Below are 21,790 nucleotides of genomic sequence, written 5' to 3'. Positions count from 1 at the left end.
TCTCACTCATCAGGCCACCCAAGGAAAGAGAGCCAGCACCGACCCAGTGATCGCAACGGTCAGCATAAGGAAGTGCCAACCCAAGGTGACGTTGACGATGTCCGCATCATGCTTCGCATCCATCTTTCCAAACAGACGCCGGGCGATGCAGTAAACCAACATCGTGGCACCAAGAGCTAAATGCACCACCGTCCACAACACCAACACGCCGGTCGTTGAGCTGTACACGTGCACGGTCGGATCCATGCCGTTGGAATACGGGCCCCAAACAAGTGCCGCACCCGACGCGACGGTCACTGCGACCGCCAACAGACTCGATGAATAAAAGCCGACCGAATGATCCTCGCGATTCAGACGACGAGCCATCACGACCGCGCACCACGCGACGACGGCCAGCCCCACGGACACCAAGGGCCAGATCGTTCCGGCACCAACAACCGGTTCGCCGTTCCATTGTTCCGGCGGAAAGTCTTCGTGCACGGTCCAGTAGAAGAAGTAGCCAAACACCAGCGAAATGAACGCTGTCATGTCGCCCAGCATTGTGATGAACATCGCCCACCAACCCACCGCCGCAGGCCCTGAAACATACAGCGGCAACGATTGGCCCAATCCAACCGGCTTGGTTTCCTTTTCAGGAATCTCCGCGGTCCCGGTCCACAACCAAGTCACGATGGTCGCGAACGAGAGCACACTGCAACAACCGGCCGGGATCCACCAGTGATAAGTTGAAAAGATGAAGACTCCACCGGTGAACACCGCCGCCCAAAACGGCAAGAACGATGGTCCCGGAACCCGCAAGCACTGCATCAACTCCGCATCCACCGCACTGGTCACCAACGTCTCTCGTCGTCCTTCCTCCGCATCGGGCAGATAGAAGTTGCCGGCATCAATGTCGGCCAGCAGGTTCTCTTGTTCCCACAGCGGGTACCGCGAATTGATGATCGGAATCGAGCGAATCCCCCAGGGCTGGTCCGGGACCTCACCGCTCCATTCCAGCGTTCCCGCATTCCAAACGTTCCGCGGCACCAACGGCTGCTTGCCTTTGGGGCGAAAAACATCCCAGAGCAGAACCAGGAAACCGGTTCCCAAAGCAAACGCACCAATCGACGAAATCAGGTTGGGCCCTTCGAACCCCATTCCACCCGGGAAGGTGTAGACGCGGCGAGGCATCCCCAACAATCCCGCGATGTGCATCGGAAAGAACGCCACATTGAATCCGATCAACATCAACCAAAACGTGATGTTGCCCAACCGCTCTGAAAGTTGCTTGCCGGTTACAAACGGGTAGTAGTAATAGAACCCGGCGACGATTGGAAAGATCGTGCCACCGATCAACACGTAGTGCAAATGTCCGACGATGAAGTAAGTGTCGTGGGCTTGGTAATCAAACGGAGCGATCGCGACCATCACACCTGTCAGCCCGCCAATGATGAACGTCGCCAACCCGGCCAGGACGAATTTCAGACAGACGTTGCGCTGAACACGTCCAACCAACAGCGTCGCGATGAAGCAGAAAATCTGCACGCCGGTCGGAATTGCCACGGCCTCGGACGCAGCGGAGAAGATCCCGATCGAGATCCCCGGCAATCCGGTCGTGAACATGTGATGCACCCACAACCCGAAACTCAGGAACCCCGTCCCCACCGCGGCCAACACGATCCACCCGTAGCCAGCCATCGGCGTGCGAGCGAACGTGGGAACCATCATCGCGACCAATGCGATGGAAGGCAGAAAAACGATGTAGACCTCGGGGTGTCCAAAGATCCAAAACAAGTGCTGCCACAGCATTGGGTCTCCACCCCGCTCGACATCGAAGAACGGCCAATCCATGGCCCGCTCCAGTTCCATCAGCAGATCGCCGGCGATCAATGGCGGAAACGCGAACAGGATCATCACCGCCACCACCAGGATGTACCAAGCGTAAAGCGGGATCAGATTCAATCGCATGCCAGGCGGACGGCACTTCAATGCGCCAACAATCAATTCAACTGCTGCGGCAATCGATGCGATCTCGATGAACGAAAGCCCCAGCAACCAGATGTCAGGCCCGATGCCGTCTTGGTACTCCGTCGTCATCGGCGGATACATGAACCAACCACCGCGAGGTCCAACGCCAAAGAACAGCGAACCGCACACGAACACGCCGCCGATCAGAAAGCACCAATAGCCGTACGCCGACAACCTCGGAAACGGCAGGTCTCGCGCGCCCAGCATCTCGGGAAGCAACATGATCGAGATGGCTTCTAAGATTGGCACCGCAAACAAAAACATCATCACGCTGCCGTGCATGGTGAAGATTTGGTTGTACTGGTCGGGAGTCAACCAATCGTTGTCGGGCACCGCCAATTGCACCCGCATGATCAGCGCCAACACCCCGCCGAACAAGAAAAACGCGAACGCGGTGAGCGTGTACCACAAACCGACTTCGCTGTTGTTGACTGCCGACCAATAGCGCCATCCCTTGGGAGTTTCCCAGGCCTTCAACAATCGATCCGCTCGCGGGTCGTTCATTTCAAGTCCCCCAAGTACAGAGACAACGCTCGCAACTCGTCAGGACTCAGCGTTTCAAAGGCGGGCATCTCCACTCCGGGTTTGACTTGATGTGTCTCAGCAATCCAACGAATCAAGTTGTCAGAATTGTTCGGCAGCACCGACGCCCCGATGCTGCGTCGACTGCCAAAGTGTGTGAGTTCAGGTCCCACCACCCCGTCGGCCGATGTCCCACGAATCGCGTGGCAGGCACCACAACCGGCCGCCTCGAATATCTGTCTTCCTTCGCTTGCCGCTTCTGATCCTTGCACCACTGGCTTCTTCAATCGTGACAGCCATGCGTCATAGTCTTCGCGTGATTCAACAATCACATCAAACGCCATTTGCGTATGAGCCTCGCCACAGTATTCGGCACAAACACCGCGATAGGTTCCAACGCGATTGGGCACTAACTTCAAACGATTTTCGCGGCCGGGCATCATGTCGACTTTGCCGCCGAGAGCTGGAATCCAAAACGCATGGATCACGTCTTCACTCGTCAGCTTGAACTCGACTGGTTCGTTCACCGGCAAGTGGATCTCATTAGCCGTTTCCACCTTCGTGCCGTTTGGCAGTCGATAGACAACCCGCCACCACCATCGAACTCCCGCCACTTCGATCACCTGACTTCCTTCGGGCGCTGGTCGTTGCAATTCCGGCAACATGGCCAGCCCGTAGGTCAGCAAAGCCGTCAAAACGATCGTCGGAAAGACCGCCCCACCACCGATCACGAGCAGTCGAGTTGTCTTTTGATCGTGACGCCCCGGAACCAAGATCGCGTAAATCGCTAAACCAACGACGATCAACCAAATCAGGATTCCGCCGACGACCATCACCCAAAACAGACTCGCGATCGAATCGGCACCAGTGCCAGCGGGATCGAGAGCGGACTGAGATGGACTGGGGATCATCAGCTTGGTTGGTAAATGCTCAGCGGGCGCTCAATTCGTCCATCGATCCGGCGAATGGACCACGGGCAACATGGACCTATATTTGGCTTGCCCTACAGCCACGCGGATGAGCAACCCGCATGCCACGAAATTTCGACACAACAGCGACAACCACCCAGATAGCCAAATGGCACTCGCGTCGGGCATGCATTTTGCTTCGGTGGGACGGCCATGTTAGACAGCCTCGATGTATCTCAGTTGCAGACGATTGCTACCGCGGGAGGCCTGGGCGCGTTGCTCGGGATCGAACGCGAATTCGCTCGCAAACCCGCCGGTATCCGGACGCACATCTTCGTGTGCGCAGGGTCATCGATGATGATGCTGCTTGCCCAAGAAGCACTGAATCACTTCCAATTTCGGGAACCGGATTCAATGCTCAGTTCCGATCCAATTCGGGTGCTGCAAGCGATCGTCGTGGGCATCAGCTTCCTAGGTGCCGGAACAATCGTCCACCAAAAGGGCGAACAGGTCGAAGGCCTGACAACAGCAGCGAGCATCTTCCTTACCGCTGGAATCGGAGTCGCGACGGCTGTCCAGCGAGTCGCACTGGCAACGAGTGTCGCCCTCGCGGCCGTGTTCGTGCTGCTCGCGGTGGGCTTCGTCGAGAATCGCATCGCTTGGTGGTTGAACCGAAACTGCGATGCGACATCACCAAACGACCGTGATGAGCCCAACGATCGTGCTGAATGAGACTGGTCAGCTCCATCATGCTAGCGACCGCTAATGATGGGAAGGTTGCTGACGTTGCCCGCGATGCTGACGAACCAGCCGATAGACCCAGATGGCGAACATCAGTGCGATCACTCCCGAGCTCACCCAGCTGAGCGGACCGGCAAGATCGCTGTAGTTTTTGCCCAACCACAATCCGATGCTTGTGAGCAATGCCGTCCAAGCGACCGTCCCGATGGCGGTGTAGATCGAGAATTTTGCTGGTGCCATATTCGCGAATCCGGCCGGAACACTGATCAGCGTCCGTAGTCCCGGGATCATTCGACACCCCAACACGGCAGCCGCGCCCCAATTTTCAAACCAACGATCGACTCTGTTGATATCGTCCCGGCTGATGGTCAACCATGCACCATGATCATCCACCCAAGTTGCCAGACGTTCTTTTCCGATCCGGCGAGCAAGCCAGTACCAGGCCCAGGCTCCAGCGAAAGAACCCAAGCTGCCAGCGATCACCACGACAATGAATGACGCATTCCCTTGGCTCACGGAATAACCCGCCCACGGCATGACAAGTTCGGACGGAATCGGTGGGAACACGTTCTCAATCAACATGAGCGCACCAACACCGAAGGCACCAAAGTCTTCCAGAATTGTTTTGATCCACTGTTCCATGATTGATCAAGATTTATCGGTGAGAATGGTTCTTAGAAGCTGATTTGTCGTCCATCAGAGAATCGCTCGTGCAACCAACGGCTGGTCGCGATCATCTTCAAGGTAACACTCAATCTCGAAACTGAGATTGGTTTCGGAAGGAAGTACACCCCCACGTAACGTCGTGCCTTTCGAGCAATGGACTTGTCTGCCAACGTGCTGGTCACGATCACCGGCATCGTGGCGATACGTTGATCCTTGGATCGTCGCATCGCGTCGACCAAATCGAAGCCGGTCCAATTTGGCATTTCGATGTCAGTGATGACCGCATCAAACGACTGTTTGGACAACAGGTCGAAGGCTTCGGAACCATCGGAAGCTTGAGCACTGTCCACTTGCCGGTCTTTCAAGACACGCGACAGGATGGTCCGCATCACCGCAACATCGTCGACAACAAGGACGTTCCGCATGCCGATCGTTGGCAGCGGCAACTCTTCAGCAAGCTGGACATTGAGTTCAACCATCATCCCGGTCCTTCTTCTGATGATTGAGCAACAAGGCCGAGCAATCGTATTCCAGAACGCCCCCGATCAACTCCATCGGCAAAGACAACTCTTTTGCAAGCTCGCTGGCCTTCAATCCCATCGAGCTGAAGTTTGCTGTTTCGATCGTCGCAGCAGTCGCCCCGAAAGCAACTCGCTCGATGCCGGCCAATCCAATCGCGGAAAGGCACATCGGACAGGGTTCACCGGTGGAAACAAGCCACAAACCGGAGAGATCCACTTCGCCCAATTTCTTCGAAGCCTTCCCAATTGCGAGAACCTCCGCGTGAGCAGTCGGGTCGCATCGCGAAACTACTTGGTTGTAGGTAACCGCAATCTGCTTCCCACTTTCGGTGAAGACACCTGCACCGAATGGGTGTTCTCCCTGAGTCACTCCCTCGATCGTCACGGTGACAACAGCCTTCATCCAAAGACAAAGCATTTCGTTGGTGACAGTGAGGGACTTGGACATAACAGGGACTACTAAAAGGAGGGGATACGATTAGGCAGTGAACGCAACTGTCATGCCGCAACCGATCGAGGCGCTCAAATCGCACGTTCACCGATCGCTGGAAACCGCACTGACGATTGGATTATTCAGTTCATGAGCACTGCGATCGAAATCTTCGTTGCCAAGCGGGTCGCGTGGACTGGTCGGATTCCATTCCGCTAGCCGTTTGGGCGTTAGCCCCGGTTGTCCGCAAGAACTGTGGCTGGCGCTCAACGGTTCCAACACGCCAAGTCGCTCGCGCACCTGCTTACGACGCTCGGAATTCATTTTTCGGGCTGATTGGCCGGCAATGGTTCGTGCCGAGTAGGCGTGATTCCACCAGGGTGCTCCACGTAGATCTTCTCCCCACAATTCGGACATGCGGGGACGCGGTCGTCCACATGTTTCCCGCAACTGGGGCACGGAGTCTTGTTCAAAGGCGCGGTGTCTTGCTTGGAATCCGGCATGGTTGGTGTCCATTGGGTCATGAGTTGGTAACGAACTGTCGGCTTCGACATCCCCGCTTCAATAACTCGGGAAGTGGCCCAACCAAATCAATCGATCGAGCCACCGACTTTTCAACCGCAATTGGTGAGCCAATCTCAACGAGAGAGTTTTGGCCCATCGTTTGCTTCACCTCTCAATCGCTTCCATTCCTCAATTGGATCGAAGCTCGAAATGAACCACCCACTTCACGCAAGACGGTCTGAATTACCCATGAGCCAAAAATTCCAAGTGAATCAATACGTCGAGTGGAACTACGGCGGAGGCTCAGCCAAAGGGCAGATCAAGGAGTCATTCAAAGAAAAGGTGACCAAAACAATCAAAGGCAATGACGTCACGCGTAATGCCAGCGACGACGAACCTGCGTACTACATCGAGCAAGAAGACGGCGACCATGTTTTGAAAAGCGAATGCGAACTGAAGGACGCATAAGCGACTTCGCCAAGCTTTCAAAGCTCAGTGGAACTCCGACCGCGTATCCGCATCATCTGGAAACAATTTCATGAATCGCAAAGCAATCATCACCGGTGGCAGCACCGGCATCGGCCGCGCAACAGCGGTTGCCCTGGCTCGCTCCGGACACGACGTCGGCATCACCTACGCCCATGGCGAAGAAGATGCAAAACAGACCGCTGAAATGGTTCGAGCCGAAGGTCGTGCGTGCGTCATCAAGCAACTAAACCTATCAACACCCGAAACCGCGAATCCTGTTGTTGACGAGTTGGTTGATGAATTGGGTGGCCTGGACGTATTCGTCAACAACGCGGGGATGATGGTCAATCAAACGATGCCAGATCTCGACGTCGAAACTGCTCAGAAGATCTTCAACGTCAATACGATTGGTGCCACGCTAGCGATCCAGCGAGCAGTGCGTCACATGTTGCCCGGCGGCCTGGAAGGCGAACCGAAAACAACGCATGGCCGAATCATTGTCGTCACCAGCGTTCACGAAGCGATCGCTAGCCCGGTCGATACCCTGTACACGATGACCAAGCACGCCCTGGGCGGCTTGGTGAAGTGCCTGGCTTTGGATCTAACGCCGCTCAACATCACTGTCAACTCAGTGGCGCCGGGCGAAATCGCAACGCCAATGAATGACATGGATGCGGATGACGCAAAGAGTTCGCCGCGGGAAGCGATCCCGGTTCGCCGGGTTGGTCATCCCGATGAAGTCGCTGCGGTCATCAACTTTCTGGTTGGTGATCAAGCAGGCTTTGTCACCGGCGCTCGCTGGCCGATCGACGGCGGATTCGAAGCCGCCGCACCGCTCGCAGCAACTGCCTTCCGCGAAGATTACCTGGCTCAATAGCCACCAAGAATCGAACGACTAACTAACGCGCGGCGTCAACGCCGCAACTACTTACCAACGAGAGCGAAAGATGTCTACCACGACCGCAACTCAATTCAAACGGGACATTCTGCAGGACGAGACGACTTCCGAAGTCACTGCCATTCTGCAGGAAAACCTGACCAACTTGATCGACCTTGCCTTGCTGATGAAGCAAGCCCACTGGAACGTTGTTGGCCCGAACTTCCGCAGCATTCACTTGCAACTCGATGAAATCATCGAAACCGTGCGTGCAGGCAGCGACGAAGTGGCCGAGCGTATCGTGACCCTCGGTGTCTCCGCTGATGGCCGTGTTTCGACTGTCGACGCGGACAGCAAGGTTGAGACCTACCCAGCTGGCTTCGTCAAAGTCTCAGAAACAATTTCACGAGTCGCCGATGCGGTCAAGCAAGTCATCGACTCGCTTCGGTCTGCCATCGAGCGACTCGGTGACCTGGACGCGATCAGCGAAGACATGCTGATCGCAATCTCGGGCGAGCTTGAAAAGCATCTTTGGATGCTTCAAGCCCAGGAAGCTTGACCAATTTGAATTGGGCGTCTCATCCGCAACCGGATTTCTCCCGAATTCAAACAAACCACCGAACCCTTAAAGAGAGAAAATAGAGATGTTGATTCCAATCATTGGCTGGATCGTTTTCGGACTGATCGTCGGTGCCATCGCCCGTTTGATTTATCCCGGTCGTCAGGACCTGGGACTGATCAAGACCACTCTGCTTGGCGTTGTCGGCTCATTCGTCGGTGGCTTCATTGCCTACCTGCTGTTTGGCGGTTCGGCGATGCAAGCATCTGGCTGGATCGGTTCCATCGTCGGTGCCGTTGCCGTGCTGGCCATCGCACTGCGGGTAAATCACACACCACCGCAAACCCATACACACTGATTGAAACGTCAATCAGAGCATTCGACGAATGCACCAAAGCAAAAAGCGAGAGGTTCACGCCTCACGCCTTTTTTTGTGGACTTGCTCGACAAGCCCTCTTTGGCCCCTCGTTTGCGTCTCTTTGATCCCGTTCGCAAATCGACTCCATCAAAAGGTACGAAAATGAATACTCATAAAAAGCTGATCGAACTCATTCAAGACTTTGATACCGCGATGCTGATTACGAAGGCAGATGACGGCGGTTTGGACGCTCGCCCTATGGCGATCGCGGAAGCCACTGACGACGGCCAAGTGTGGTTCGTTACCAATCGGAACTCTGGCAAGATCGCCGAGCTGATGTTGGACCGCGACGTGGCCGTGACAATGCAGGGTTCCAACAAGTTTGTCACGCTCGCCGGCAAGTGCCGAGTCACCGATGATCGCGCCAAGCTGGATCAACTTTGGAAGGAAGCTTGGAAGGTTTGGTTCCCAGAAGGCAAGAACGATCCAAACATCACCTTGCTTCGCGTTGAGCCGGAACGTGGAGAGTATTGGGACAACAGCGGCTTCACCGGGATCAAGTATCTGCTGAGCGCGGGCAAGGCTTATGTCCAAGGCGAACGAGCCGAGACCGACAAAGACATCAACGCCACCGTCTCGCTTTGAAGATAGCGTCAAAGATTCACAGAGAGATCAATCAAAAGAGCGCGATGATGATTCATCGTGCTCTTTTTGTATGATACGTGTCCTCCAGATTCAGGAAGCTAAGCCAAACACAACCGCACACCAAGTTCCACCCCATGGGACAGCCCCCCATGCTCCTTTCGAATCAAGAGGTTGAGCCGTCAATGAGGTTTCAACGCATGTAGGATGTAGGATGGGCACTCCTGCCTTTTTATACCCCACATCTCGAAACACCAAAGATTAGTGTCCGATCAGAGTGGATTAGTGTTCCACCAGAGCGGTCAAGGGAACACTAATCGCCGCTAATCAAACACTAATGATTCCTCGGCAAGGGATGTTTAGCCTTAAACCGCTTGTATTCCCAACGCAAGCGGCTCCCAAAAGATGTGGGGTACAAAAAGGCACTCCTGCCCGTCCAAGTTGCGGATGTCGGCCAAGAGTGGCCAACCTACAACACAATCGACTCGCCCGTTGCCAAAGGGCGAGGTTCGCAGGACGTCACGATCACGGCACTTTAAAACTGCACGACCTCTACATAGACCAGGAACAGCATGAGTGGTGAATCCTTCTCCGATCGTTCGGTCCCATCCGACGAACACACAACCCGGCGTGGATTCATGAAGGGAACCGTAGTCGTGGGAGCGGCGGCGATGACGAAACCCCTGATTGCGGCACCGAGTCCCAAAGAAGAACCGATTCCCATCATTGATTGCCATATCCATCTCTTTGACGCAACGCGTCCACAGGGTGCACCCTACGTTGGTCCCGGCGGCGATTCTCCCACCACCGCCCTGCCGGCTGACTATCGCAAACTTGCTGTTCCGCTGGGAATCACTGGTGCAATCAAGGTCGAAGCCAGTCCGTGGGTGGAAGACAATCTGTGGGCACTGCAAGTCATGCAGCCCGACGACATGATGCTGGGACTGGTCGGCAATCTACGGCCAGAGAAACCGGACTTTGGTGAACTTCTCGTTCGACATGCGAAGAACCCTCTGTTTCGAGGCATCCGCTACGGAACCCTGTGGGGCTACGATCTGACGAAGATGATCGAGGACGACGTGTTCATGAAAGGGATGCGTTTGATGGTGGATCTCGATCTTTCGCTGGATGTTGCCAACCCATCCGTGCGATTGCTGGAAGCGGTCGTGAAGCTGAACGAACGTCTGCCAGACTTGCGCATCGTCATCGATCACCTGCCACGATTGGAACCAACCGCCGCCAACCAAGTGGCTTACGACAACGTTCTGAAAGACTTGCACCATCGAACGAATGTCTTTGTCAAACTCTCGGGCTTGATTCATCGCGTCTCAGGCAAGATCGTGAAAGATCTGGAGGTGCATCGTCCAGGACTGGATCGACTGATCGAGGTGTTTGGAGACGATCGAATCCTCTTTGGCAGCGACTGGCCCAACAGCGACCGAGCGGCTCCTTTGGATGAAGTTGTGGGCATCGCGAAAGAATACTTTGCTGATAAACCACGTGAGCTCCAGGAAAAGTACTTCTGGAAGAACTCCCTCGCGGCCTACAAGTGGAAGCCGCGAGAAGATCTTCAAAAAGGCGTCGTTGACTAGCATGCTGGTGCGGCTGCCGCCGCCCTTCCCGTTCTTGGCCCATCTCCCATTCAAATATTTTGTATGAAGACAACTGCCTGCCTGTTGCTGGCCCTTCTGACCATGTCGAATATCGCGTACAGCGATTGGGATCTCCACGTCGCCGCTGATGCGACTGCTGGTGGTGACGGAAGTGAGCCCCGCCCCTTTCGATCCCTGACCGAAGCCCGCGACGCGATCCGCAAACTCCGGATTGATCGACCAAGTGAATCCGCTCGTGTTCTCGTAGGAAATGGTCGCTATGAAATCACTCAGCCGTTGACGTTTGAAGTCGGCGATGGAAACGTGACTTACGAAGCCGCACCTGGGACAAACCCGGTGATCTCAGGAGGTCGTCTGATTTCAGCTCACTGGTCCGAAGGCGAAGGAAGCACCTGGACGACGCAGCTTCCGCCGGAATGGCGTTTCGAACAGATGTGGGTCAACGGGAAGCGGGCTGTGAGAGCACGCGAACCGGACAATTTTTTTCACTACATGGTTGGATGCCGAGAACAACCGATTGACGGCGGCAGGCGTGCTCGACAGACAATCTCAGTACGTCCAGAAGACATTGCCAGCCTGGAAGGACTCACTCCGGAAGAGATTCGTGACGTCCAAATCCTGGCGTTTCACAAATGGGATACCACCCGCCGATTTCTTGAGAGCGCCGATGCGAAGAACGGCCAGCTGTTCATCTCAGGGAGGAAGATGAAAAGTTGGAACCCGCTGACACGCAACACGGGTTACGTCCTTGAAAATTTTGCCGCGGCACTCGACGAACCGGGTGAGTTCTTCTTGGCATCGGGAGGAACACTCAGCTACCAACCTCGTGCGGGTGAATCGATGGAGGATGCTGAGTTCATCGTTCCCGTCTGCGAGAAGCTGGTTGTGATCCAGGGCGACGCGGCGAACGATCAGTTCGTTGAAGGCCTGGAATTTCGCGGCATCGCGTTCCGACATTGCGGCATGCTCACGCCGCGGTCCGGCTTTGATCCATCCCAAGCGGCCTCTCCGATTGAGGCCGCGGTGCAAATCGACGGCACGAAAAACGTCGTGTTCGATCATTGCGAGATTGGTCACACCGGTGGGTATGGCATTTGGTTCCGCAAGGGCTGTACGGGAGGCCTCCTGAGGCAGTGCTTCGTGCACGACTTGGGCGCAGGCGGAGTGCGTGTTGGTGAAACAAGAATTGCATCGAACGAATCCGAATGGACTCACGACATCGTTGTCGACAACAACGTCATCTACGATGCCGGGCATCTCTTTCCATGTGCGGTCGGCGTTTGGATTGGCAACAGTGCTGACAACGAAGTCACGCACAACGAAATTTCGAACATGTACTACACCGGCATCTCGGTCGGTTGGCGTTGGGGATACGATCGAAGTCTGGCATCGGGAATTCGAATCGAAAACAACCACATCCACCACCTCGGCAAAGGCTGGCTCAGTGACATGGGCGGCATCTACACACTGGGGCCGTCGCCGGGCACCGTGCTGCGAGGCAATCGAATTCACGACATCGAGTCATGGGGATACGGAGGTTGGGGGCTGTACAACGACGAAGGCAGCACCGGCATTTTGCTGGAAAACAACCTCGTTTATCGCACCAAGTCCGGCGGCTATCACCAGCACTACGGACGCGAAAATGTGATTCGCAACAACATCTTTGCATTCGGTCGCGAATACCAGATCCGGCGAACTCGAGTTGAAAAGCATCTTTCCTTCACCTACGAGCGGAACATCGTTCTGTGGGATTCCGAGAAATTGTTTCATGGCAACTGGGGCGATGACGGCGTTGAAATTGGTGGCAACCTGTATTGGCGAATGGGCAAGCCGGTTGAGCTTGGAAAGGCCGATACAAGCGACAGTTCAATCGTTGCGGATCCGCTGTTCGTCGATCCGTTGAGCGATGATTTCCGGTTTGCAGACCCAACGGTCGCGAAAACGATTGGCTTCCAGCCATTCGATGCATCGCAAGCAGGCGTCTATGGTGACGAAGCATGGAAAGAACACGCCAAGTCGCTTCCGTTGCCAGAAATGCGTCAGGCACCTCCCCCGCCGCCGCTCACCTTTCGCGAAGACTTTGAATTCGGCGATCGGCCGGTTGGCTCATCCGTTTCGGTCACGCCGGAACTCGGTGGAATCCAGGCGATCGAGTCACCGGTGGCAAGAAGCGGGACCAAGGTCTTGCAGTTCACCGACACACCCGGTCAGAAGCATCGTTACTATCCGATGATGACTCTCAGCCCCAAGCACAGCGAAGGCACGACGAGTTGCCAGTTCGCGATCCGACTGGGAGAGAACTCTGTGTTCCAGCATGAGTGGCGAGATTCCAGCCACCCTTACCGAACTGGCCCCAGCCTGTGGTTTGAAAACGGCAAGCTACGTTCTTCAAATCGCGTTCTGACGGAACTCCCGATCAACGAGTGGATTCTGATCGCGGTCACTGCGAAACTGGGAGAGGATGCGGGCGATTGGAGCGTCTCGGTATCGATCCCCAATCAGCCGACGAAAACGATTGACCAGTTGCCGCTCGTGAGCGACAAGTGGAACCAACTCGACTGGTTGGGTTTTGTGAGCCAAGCGGACACCGATGCGGTGGTTCTTCTCGACGACCTGCAATTGACTCGTAAGGAGTGAGCAATGATCCAGTCGCCCAACGGCACCCGAGCCCGTTGACGTTCACCGCTTTGCGAATTTGCAGAAAAGCGTGGCGCTGTTCAGCGAGGACTCGTTGGCAGCTTCAACCTGCAAATCCGGAAGTTACGTCATTCAACTCGTCGTTGACGGGTGCATGATCGAAAATCGAAATGCAATCAAGAATTTTGGGCTGCCTGACCGGATTGATGCGGCTGTACTGGATGCGGCAGAAGGCGAGAGCCTTTCACGCTAATTTTTAAGCACAACTAGGTTGAGACATCAGCCATCGCTTGGAAACGTGTCATGGTTTGTCGACTCATTGTCGTCATTCTCGCAACAACTATTGGCTCGCCTCGCTCACGCTGCCATGACCCGTATCAACACCAACGTTTCGTCGTTGGTCGCCCAAAATCGCTTGGCGTCCAGCAACAACGACTTGCAGCAGTCGCTCACGCGTCTGTCAACGGGATTGCGAATCAACAAAGGTTCGGAAGACCCAGCCGGTGTTTTGGCCAGCGGAGCTTTACGGGCGGAGATCACCGGACTGACCAAAGCGATTAGCAACACGACACGTGCCAGTCAGATCATCAGTACCGCCGACGCAGCGCTCGGCCAAGTCGGAAACCTGCTCAATGACATCCGCGGGTTGGTCGTGGAAGCGGCCAACACCGGCGGGCTTTCAAACGCTGAGATTGCTGCCAATCAACTGCAGATCGACTCGTCGCTCGAGGCCATCAATCGGATCTCTCAAACGACCACCTTTCAAGGTCGAAAGTTGCTCGACGGTTCGCAAGACTACGTCAGCACGCTCTCAACCACGCCTGGGGTTGCTGACTACGCGATTGACCAAGCGAATCTCGGCACGGCGGGCAGCGTGGACGTGGAAGTCAACGTTGCGGCCGCTGCGACGAAAGCAGACATTGCCATCGATGCGGGCGCGTTTGATCCGCCTCTGGATGGTGATGCGGTTGCGACAAGCAAGCTCGAAACCAACACGTACTATCATGCGGTGCTGAACGACAGTGGTATCCGTATCACTGGCGATTTCGACTCGGTTCAATTCATCGACGACGGCAACTTCAACAGCCTTCCCGCAGCATCGATCAATGATGGCGTTTTAACGCTACGTTATGACTCATATGATCAGCCGCACAGCATCGCTTTCAGTGCATCAGCGATCAACAGTCTGCCCGGCATCGAGGCCAATTGGGAGGGAGGGCCGTTCGAGAATACACAGCAAACAGGAGTCGTCCGGCCGGTTCACGCTGGGATCGAAGTTGCGCGCAGTGACGGCGGCAACATCGCGATCTCGTATACCGACTCGGATCAATCCGCGACCACGGCGTCCTACGATGAACAGACCAACACCGTTAACATCGCTTTGGGTACCGACGAGACATCCAAAGGGTTCGTCGACATTGCTCAGCTGGTCAACGACATTCCGGCACTTTCCGATGGCACCGAACTGACCGCGACGGTGATCGACAGCGATGGAGAAGAAACCACCGGACCGTCACAACGCCTGAACCTGACCGCGGATGATTTCAATCCTAACACCACCAATTTCGAGCCCAAACTAAACGGAGATCTCATCTTCGAACTGAAAGGAAGCAAGGGCAGCGAAACCTTTCAGTTCTCCGGTGGTGCGACCGCTCTTCAAATTGCCGACGCGGTCAACTTGGTCAGCGATTCAATCGGGGTGGTTGCTAGCACAGAGAATGGGCTCAACTTCACGAGCCAAGACTACGGCAGCGGGGAGTCCGTCGAAATCGAAGTGATTGGTGAAGGCGACGGAGGCGCGTTTGAAAGCAATCTGAGTGAAACGCTTGCCCTTGGAAGCGACGTCGAAGCAACCGTCAACGGAGTGAAGGCTGGTGGAAGCGGAAACAAACTCGCGATCAACACCGCCACGTTGGACCTGTCCATCACCGTTGAAGACGGTAGCAGCACCAATTTCAGCTTCAACATCACCGGCGGAGGAGCCACGTTCCAGCTTGGACCGGGTGCGACCAGCACGCAGCAAGCGTCACTTGGAATCGGAAGTGTCTCGACAGGAAAACTCGGCGGCAGTGCGGGGCGTCTTTACGAGCTTGGCAGCGGACAATCCATGTCGCTGACGAACGATGTTCACGGTGCGGCCAAGGTCATCGACGAGGTCATGGAGAAAGTCTCGAACATGCGCGGGCGATTGGGATCGTTCCAAACCACAACCCTGCAAAGCAGCCTTGTCTCGCTGAGTGAAACAAAAGCGAACCTTCAAGAAGCGATGTCATCCATCAGCGATGCCGACTTCGCCCAAGAATCAGCCAACCTGACTCGCGCGCAGGTACTCGTTCAATCAGGCACCAACGTGCTTTCACTGGCCAATCAAAACCCGCGAAACGTTTTGTCACTATTGGGCTAGCGAGATCGCAAGTTTGGCGAGCGTTGAGCACCAATTCAATCAGCTTTCCAGCCAATCTTCGACGTAAAGCTGCTTGATCCACAGCATGCTGACCGCGAACATTGGCGTCGCGAAAACGATGCCCCAAAATCCAAAGATCAAGCCTCCGATGATCTGAGCCAGAATCACCATTGCCGGTGGCAGCTCGACTTGATGTTCCTGAACCATCGGTGTGATGAGATAGCTTTCAATGGTTTGGATCACAACGTAGAGAGCCAGAACGCTGACGAGCGCTGTCGATCCTTGTTGCGACGCCAGCAGCAACGCGGGCACGACTGCGGCGATGCCACCAATGTTGGGAATGAACGTCACCAAACCAGCGAACACGCCCAGTTCCAGTGGCATCGGAACACCAATCACTGCCAAACCGATCCCGAACACGATTCCAACCAAAGCCATCGCGATCAAACGCCCGATCATCCATCGCCACAACATCGTGGAGGATTCGGTCAACAGATTCGATGTCTCTTCTCGCCAACCGGTCGGGAGCAGCCGAATCGCACCCACGCGGTACTTGTCGGGACTGACAGCGAAGTAGATCGAAAGAAAAAGCAGGATCAACAAGTCCGCCATCCCACCAAACGCGGACGTGAAGAAATTCTTGGCCAGCCCAATGGATTTTCCGGAAGAGGGCATCATCGAACTGAGCTTCGCATCTTCCTTCAAATGATCCTCAACCAGCGGTTGTTGTTTGACTGATTCAAAGCTCTCCTGCACCGAATTTTCGATGCGGTCTTTGAACTGAGCCACCTTCTGCGCCGCCGAGTTTGCAAACGAATACATCGTCAAACAAGACAACACCGCGATCGTGGAAATCACCAAACCAACTCGCATGTTTCGTGACATGTCCAGCGGACTCCATCGTCCAACCAGATCGGCCAATTGGTTCAGAACAACCGCGATTAGCACTGATCCAAAGATCAACGGCAACAAGTTCCGTGCGACGTAGAGCAATCCAGCGATTGCAACGACCAACAGGACAATGCCGCTGGCCAGCAGGAAACGTCGGGTAAATGCGGTGTGATCCATCAGGATTCACTTTCTTCGGTTTGAGTGAAGTGGCTATCGTCGGAACCGCTTGATTCGCCGGCCGACTCAGTCGACTGGAAGCCAAGGTGTTCAGGGTTCTTGAATGTCAACGTGCGATACGGGAATGGGATTTCAATTCCTGCGGCATCCAGATCACGTTTGATCGAGGCGACGACCTCATCGCGGCTACGACGGATGTCCAGCGGTTTAGATCCCGCCCACCAAGCGACCTCGAAATTGATGCTGGAGTCAGCAAATTCCTTGGCAAAGACTTCCACGGTCCGCTTGCCCTGCACGCTCTCACATCCCTGAACCGCATGCTTGATCACATCGCGAGATTGGTCGACGTCTTCGTCGTAGGCAACGCCGCAAATGAGTCGAACCCTGCGTTGAGGCTGGTTGGTGAGAACGTCGACGTTGTTTTTGAAAAGACTCGCGTTCGGGACAACCGCCAACTCGCCATCGAGCTTCCGAATCATTGTGTTGCGGATGGTGATCTGCTTCACTTCCCCGGTCACATCTCCGCAAGTAATGAAATCACCTCGGTCGAATGGATAGCCCCATAGAATCAAAATTCCGGCAAAGAAGTTCTCGAAGATATCTTTGAATGCAAATCCGATCGCAACCGACCCGAGTCCCAATACAGTCAAGGCTTTCGAGGGCGTCATACCTGGAAATGCCACAACGGTAGCGATGAGCAATCCAATCACCCAAATCGCGATCGAAGTCAATTGATTGATGAGGTCTTTTAGACTCGTACGCATTCCTCGCTTATCAAGCAAACGATGAACACCCCAACTGACCAACCTTGATAACAAAGATGTCAGGACGACGACGATCAACGCCGCGAAAAGCAATGGCGAGCGAATCAAGAAGTCGGTCCACAGCGAGTCGAGCGACCGCGTCACGACGTTCCGAGTGGAAACCAAATCAACAGCACTGTCGATCGACAATTCGTTGATGACCGCAACCACACCTTCGGTCTTTCTCGCGACGGTCTCCGCCCATTGCCGGTGTTCTTCGGTATCGGCTTGGCCTTGAATGGTCACAATGCCACTCTCAAGTTTGACTTCCGCATCAGTCAGCCAACCACTGTTCTTGGCCGCAGCGAAAATTTCTGCGAGCCGTTCACGAATGGCTTCATCATCGACGATGTCTTCCACCGCGACCGTGTCCACCGGAGCGTTCTTCTCCGCTTCGGTTTCGGTGTCGCTGGCTTCCTGACCGTGCGCGATACCAGCGGACACTGTGAATGCGAAGCAAACGAAAAACAGCAACGCCACCGAAATTCCTCGGAACGCGAACCTCGACCAAATTGGGTCTCCACCTGAGTCAGAATCATTCTTCACGGTCGCTGCTCTCTTCAAGAGTTTGGATGGTTTCTTCAATCAATTCGTTCAGCGTCTTGCAGTTGGAAATTTCGATCGCGCGTTTCATCGACGCGACGAAGTATTGCGACGCGTTGCGATCATCGCGCACATACGGAATCAACTGCCACAACATCGCATCCACGAAGTCCGCGCGAGTCACTTCCGTCGTGATGATCCGCAACTCCTCATTGTCATCCGTTCGGTAGCGAGTCGGCAGCTGCCGTTGTGACAACTGAACCAATCCGTCAGACAACCAATCGATGCATTGCATGGCGGTGAACGGATCATTCACGCCTGGAGACAACGCCCGCGTAGCGACCTCGACAAATTCGTTGAGAATGAAAAAAACATCTTGGGTGGGCGTTCGCGAAAAACCGATTGTGAACCCGCGGCGAACTTGATCCAGATGATCCTCTCCCCATCCTTCCGTTCGCGTGACCTCGGCGATGATTTCACTTCGACAAACAAAGTCTCCGGGACGTTTCTTCAGCCGAACAACCGCCTGGTGCTCCTCGGCAAAGCTCATGAGTTCATCTTCATCGATGCCTTGCAAATACCCGGTCACCGATGACGGAACCGTGTGCAGGAAGTCCTTCGCAAGGACGGGATCGTCCCGGTCTTCGTTCAACGCAATCCCCAGCGTTTCCGGATAGAGCTCGTCGAACTTGCCAGACATATCCGTCGCCAAACGTCGCAAAACGGTCGAGACATGGATGCTGTCGGGGACGTGGTGAATGAAGTAGATCAATTCTCCAACGCTCGCGATCGTCAAGATCAGACTGACGAACAACGACAACTGCGGAACGAATGCTTCGACGGTCAGATCCCAACTTTCGGGAACCGCTTCACCGCGAACGACTCGCAAAACAAGCAAGCAATACAAAAACGTTGCGACAAAGGTCCCCAGAGTGATTTGATTCCCTCGGTCCCGCATGAAGTTGTCGAGCAGCCGAGGCCCGAAGTGCGACGTCGCATGCGAGACGGCGAGAATCGTCAACGAAAACGTGACACCTGCGACCGTGATCATCGATCCCGCGACGGTCGCCAACAACGCGCGAGCACCATCGGGTTGGTTCATTGAAGTGAACCAGTAGTCCTGCAACCAGCTGTTCCCTAACGTACGATCGATCCAGATCGTCAACTGCGAAAGCACGATTGCGGAAAAGACCATCAAAGACGGAATGAACCAATAGCTTCCTTTGACTCGGTAAATGAGTTGCTGTAGGTAGGCCTTCATGCGATTAGGTTCGCCTCACCTTCGACAATCTCATCGTCTTCAGTTGCTCTCAAGACTTCGCTCTGCTCGGCTTTCAAATCGCCTTCTCCAACCGATTGCGTGGGCTCGGTTCGCGACGCCGATGGCTTGGGAAGCGATGGCGGTGCGGTGGGTAGATTCTCCACGACTTGCACGGGCACTCCGCGTGGGAAGACCAATTCGCGAGCCTCGTCGGGCATTGTGATCTCGGCTTCGGTGAGCTTTTGCTTGACAAGTCGGATCACGCTGCTGCTGACCTTTAGAGGTGAGTGGGTCGTCTGATCGAACCAGTAGTAAACTCGCAAGTTGACCGTCGCCGATCCTAGAGATTCAACGATCGCGATCGGGGCCGGGTCGTTGACCACGCCGACATGATCGTTCAGCACCGACATCACGATCTCTTGGGCCTCGACAATGGAATCTTCAAACCCGATCCCGACGGTAAAGTCCTGACGGCTGAGCGGGGTGGCGGTGTAGTTGATGATCTTACCTTTGTAGACGGTGCTGTTTGGCATTTGGATTTGGTTGCCTTCCAATGTGTTCAGCACGGTTCCACGCGTCGTGACTTTCCGAACGAAACCCTTCGCCCCTTCAACCTCAATCAGGTCGCCAACGCGAAAAGGATGATTGAGCGAGATCAGAATGCTGGCCAGATAGTTCTCCGCGATATCACGGAAGGCGAATCCAAGAGCCAAACCAACCAAACCGGTACCGCCCAACACGGTGACGGCCAAACGTGTCAGCCCCGACACCCGCAAGGCCACATAAACACCGATGATAAATATCAAAACCGCGACCACGTTGCCGGCGACCTGACGCAACAGCGAGCTGTCAATTCGCGATCGAGTGAAATAACGCGTCAACCCCGCTCCAGCACGTGCCAACATGTACGACAGCATCGCAACCGCGATCGCAACCAGAACCAACGGCAAGACACCGGTGGCCTCTCGCCCGAGCTGTTTGAGCGATGCAATCGCCGGTGCAAAATTCCATAGCGGCAGTTCAGCGACTTTGACGCGATTGACGACCGCAACCACATCCGACGTCTTGATTGCTGTTGCTTCGGCCCATTCGCGGTGGTTCGTCGTATCAGCCGTACCACTTAAGAATGCGACTCCACGATCGACCTCCACGAGGGGTTCCGTAAACCAACCCGTCGCTTCCATGATTTCTTGCAAGCGAGTTTCGATGCGTTGGTCACTGTTGACCGGATCGACTTGAACCTCGTCGGCAACTTGGGCTGCCTTCTTGGTCGACTCCGTGTCCGCGCCGGTGACCTCAGCGGCAACATCATCGGCGGTTGGAGACTCGTCTTGTGCGTGAACCTGATTGGTCGAGGCTCCGAAATGAAGCGAGAATCCAATCAGCATTCCGCAGATGGCAACGATCGATCGAGACATGGACATACAGTGGATGCGAAGTGAAAACGAAACGGGCGTTTGGACCCGCAGCCAATGACTGGCCAATCCGGCTCTGCTGAGAAGTCAGGCCGAGAAGAAACGGATGCCTTGAAGCTCTCTTACGAACCTCGGCATCTCGTTTGTCAAAAGGCAAGTGACATCGTCGACTTAGAAGTCGACTCGATTGTTCTTGCTGTCGAAACGGGCTTCGTAATCGATCTGCACCAGATAGTCTTTTAGAGCGACCATTTCGCGAGCGTCCAATTCATCTCGGATCGAATCGATTGCTTCTTCCATGCGTTTCACCATGCGGTGGACCTTGATGAAGTCGAACTCACGATACTCGGCATCGGGCTGGTAGCGTTTCGACAATGTCTTTTCGATCGGACGACGATAGGGTTCTAAAACCGGACTATCGAGCGGCTCGGGCCAATAGATCTCGCCGGTTTTGCGTTCGATCTGATTCTCGTTCAATCGATCGGGCTTTTGCGAGTTTGCGATCTTCATTCGTTCGGATGCCGACATGCGATCTTTCTTCAGTTGCTCTTCGCGGAGAGCTTTGATGTCGTAGTACAACTCGACCGACTCTTTCCTGTTTTCAAGTTGCTTTGCGATCGCTTCTTGAAAACGTTCCGCGGAAAGCGAACGGAGTACGGCCCCCCGTCCCAATCCCTCCGCCAAATCGCCTCGCGATTCCAGAATGTCGCCGGTCACCGTGGAAGCTCCATCGTTTCCAAAGATTCCGTCATCGGCGTTGGCAATCGTGATTGCAAACATCAATGTCAGCACCGTGGCAGCAATTGCCACGGCACCGTGCATGGTGTGGTTTGAGCGTGTCAT

General features: G+C 55.0%; 21 protein-coding genes. 9 read left to right on the top strand and 12 right to left on the bottom strand.

Annotated features, from left to right (window positions below; translation table 11 throughout):
* Window positions 1-9: 9 nt before the first annotated feature.
* Together ctaD and coxB are read right to left on the bottom strand one after the other, a co-directional pair.
* Complete coding sequence (ctaD, locus tag CEE69_RS23590; RefSeq protein WP_099263053.1) at window positions 10-2,511, bottom strand: cytochrome c oxidase subunit I; 2,502 nt, start codon at window positions 2,509-2,511, stop codon at window positions 10-12.
* Window positions 2,508-3,440 carry a cytochrome c oxidase subunit II gene (gene coxB, locus CEE69_RS23585; protein ID WP_099263052.1) on the bottom strand — a complete coding sequence of 311 codons (933 nt, stop codon included), beginning with the start codon at window positions 3,438-3,440 and terminating at the stop codon, window positions 2,508-2,510. Before coxB ends, ctaD begins: the two co-directional genes overlap by 4 nt.
* A 210-nt stretch (window positions 3,441-3,650) precedes the next feature.
* On the opposite strand from coxB, the gene CEE69_RS23580 reads away from it, so the two are divergent.
* On the top strand, window positions 3,651-4,169 hold the full coding sequence (locus tag CEE69_RS23580) for an MgtC/SapB family protein (RefSeq protein WP_099263051.1): 519 nt from the start codon (window positions 3,651-3,653) through the stop codon (window positions 4,167-4,169).
* A 30-nt stretch (window positions 4,170-4,199) separates the two neighbouring features.
* Here CEE69_RS23580 and CEE69_RS23575 read toward each other — a convergent pair whose 3' ends face one another.
* The 5 genes from CEE69_RS23575 to CEE69_RS23555 all read right to left on the bottom strand — a co-directional run bounded on the left by CEE69_RS23575 (window position 4,200) and on the right by CEE69_RS23555 (window position 6,298).
* Window positions 4,200-4,820 (bottom strand): DedA family protein, encoded by a 621-nt coding sequence (locus tag CEE69_RS23575; protein ID WP_099263050.1) that lies wholly within the window; start codon window positions 4,818-4,820, stop codon window positions 4,200-4,202.
* Window positions 4,821-4,852: 32 nt separating this feature from the next.
* Entirely contained in the window at window positions 4,853-5,326 is a 474-nt protein-coding gene (locus CEE69_RS23570) for a response regulator (protein ID WP_233215563.1), read from the bottom strand.
* Entirely contained in the window at window positions 5,316-5,813 is a 498-nt protein-coding gene (locus tag CEE69_RS23565) for a nucleoside deaminase (RefSeq protein WP_233215562.1), read from the bottom strand. Before CEE69_RS23565 ends, CEE69_RS23570 begins: the two co-directional genes overlap by 11 nt.
* Before the next feature lie 87 nt (window positions 5,814-5,900).
* Window positions 5,901-6,119, bottom strand: a complete 219-nt coding sequence (locus CEE69_RS23560; protein ID WP_099263049.1) for a hypothetical protein — start codon at window positions 6,117-6,119, stop codon at window positions 5,901-5,903.
* Window positions 6,116-6,298: a zinc ribbon domain-containing protein gene (locus CEE69_RS23555; RefSeq protein WP_099263090.1), complete on the bottom strand. Its 183-nt coding sequence runs from the start codon at window positions 6,296-6,298 to the stop codon at window positions 6,116-6,118. Before CEE69_RS23555 ends, CEE69_RS23560 begins: the two co-directional genes overlap by 4 nt.
* 250 nt (window positions 6,299-6,548) lie before the next feature.
* On the opposite strand from CEE69_RS23555, the gene CEE69_RS23545 reads away from it, so the two are divergent.
* The 8 genes from CEE69_RS23545 (at window position 6,549) to CEE69_RS23500 (ending at window position 15,857) form a co-directional block, all read left to right on the top strand.
* Window positions 6,549-6,767: a hypervirulence associated TUDOR domain-containing protein gene (locus tag CEE69_RS23545; RefSeq protein ID WP_099263047.1), complete on the top strand. Its 219-nt coding sequence runs from the start codon at window positions 6,549-6,551 to the stop codon at window positions 6,765-6,767.
* Between the two features lie 70 nt (window positions 6,768-6,837).
* Complete coding sequence (locus CEE69_RS23540) at window positions 6,838-7,644, top strand: SDR family oxidoreductase (RefSeq protein WP_099263046.1); 807 nt, start codon at window positions 6,838-6,840, stop codon at window positions 7,642-7,644.
* 70 nt (window positions 7,645-7,714) lie between these two features.
* Entirely contained in the window at window positions 7,715-8,203 is a 489-nt protein-coding gene (dps, locus tag CEE69_RS23535) for a DNA starvation/stationary phase protection protein Dps (protein ID WP_099263045.1), read from the top strand.
* Between the two features lie 85 nt (window positions 8,204-8,288).
* Window positions 8,289-8,561 (top strand): GlsB/YeaQ/YmgE family stress response membrane protein, encoded by a 273-nt coding sequence (locus CEE69_RS23530; RefSeq protein ID WP_099263044.1) that lies wholly within the window; start codon window positions 8,289-8,291, stop codon window positions 8,559-8,561.
* Window positions 8,562-8,723: 162 nt separating this feature from the next.
* Window positions 8,724-9,206: a pyridoxamine 5'-phosphate oxidase family protein gene (locus CEE69_RS23525; RefSeq protein ID WP_099263089.1), complete on the top strand. Its 483-nt coding sequence runs from the start codon at window positions 8,724-8,726 to the stop codon at window positions 9,204-9,206.
* Window positions 9,207-9,775: 569 nt separating this feature from the next.
* On the top strand, window positions 9,776-10,795 hold the full coding sequence (locus CEE69_RS23515; RefSeq protein ID WP_099263043.1) for an amidohydrolase family protein: 1,020 nt from the start codon (window positions 9,776-9,778) through the stop codon (window positions 10,793-10,795).
* 102 nt (window positions 10,796-10,897) lie between these two features.
* Window positions 10,898-13,453: a right-handed parallel beta-helix repeat-containing protein gene (locus CEE69_RS23510; protein ID WP_099263087.1), complete on the top strand. Its 2,556-nt coding sequence runs from the start codon at window positions 10,898-10,900 to the stop codon at window positions 13,451-13,453.
* Between the two features lie 367 nt (window positions 13,454-13,820).
* Complete coding sequence (locus CEE69_RS23500; protein WP_099263086.1) at window positions 13,821-15,857, top strand: flagellin; 2,037 nt, start codon at window positions 13,821-13,823, stop codon at window positions 15,855-15,857.
* 39 nt (window positions 15,858-15,896) lie between these two features.
* Here CEE69_RS23500 and CEE69_RS23495 read toward each other — a convergent pair whose 3' ends face one another.
* From CEE69_RS23495 to CEE69_RS23475, 5 genes are all read right to left on the bottom strand, one after another.
* Window positions 15,897-16,925: an AI-2E family transporter gene (locus CEE69_RS23495; RefSeq protein WP_099263041.1), complete on the bottom strand. Its 1,029-nt coding sequence runs from the start codon at window positions 16,923-16,925 to the stop codon at window positions 15,897-15,899.
* Window positions 16,925-18,172, bottom strand: coding sequence for a mechanosensitive ion channel domain-containing protein (locus CEE69_RS23490; protein ID WP_390179998.1), 1,248 nt, complete (start codon window positions 18,170-18,172; stop codon window positions 16,925-16,927). Before CEE69_RS23490 ends, CEE69_RS23495 begins: the two co-directional genes overlap by 1 nt.
* 91 nt (window positions 18,173-18,263) lie before the next feature.
* On the bottom strand, window positions 18,264-19,532 hold the full coding sequence (locus CEE69_RS23485) for a DUF2254 domain-containing protein (RefSeq protein ID WP_099263039.1): 1,269 nt from the start codon (window positions 19,530-19,532) through the stop codon (window positions 18,264-18,266).
* Window positions 19,529-20,956: a mechanosensitive ion channel family protein gene (locus tag CEE69_RS23480; RefSeq protein WP_233215560.1), complete on the bottom strand. Its 1,428-nt coding sequence runs from the start codon at window positions 20,954-20,956 to the stop codon at window positions 19,529-19,531. The genes CEE69_RS23485 and CEE69_RS23480 overlap by 4 nt, the downstream gene beginning before the upstream one ends.
* 162 nt (window positions 20,957-21,118) lie before the next feature.
* Window positions 21,119-21,790, bottom strand: coding sequence for a hypothetical protein (locus CEE69_RS23475; protein WP_099263038.1), 672 nt, complete (start codon window positions 21,788-21,790; stop codon window positions 21,119-21,121).

This window comes from Rhodopirellula bahusiensis (assembly GCF_002727185.1).
Lineage (GTDB): Bacteria > Planctomycetota > Planctomycetia > Pirellulales > Pirellulaceae > Rhodopirellula > Rhodopirellula bahusiensis.
Note: the sequence above shows the minus strand (reverse complement) of the source record. Positions and strands in the feature narration are given on the sequence as shown.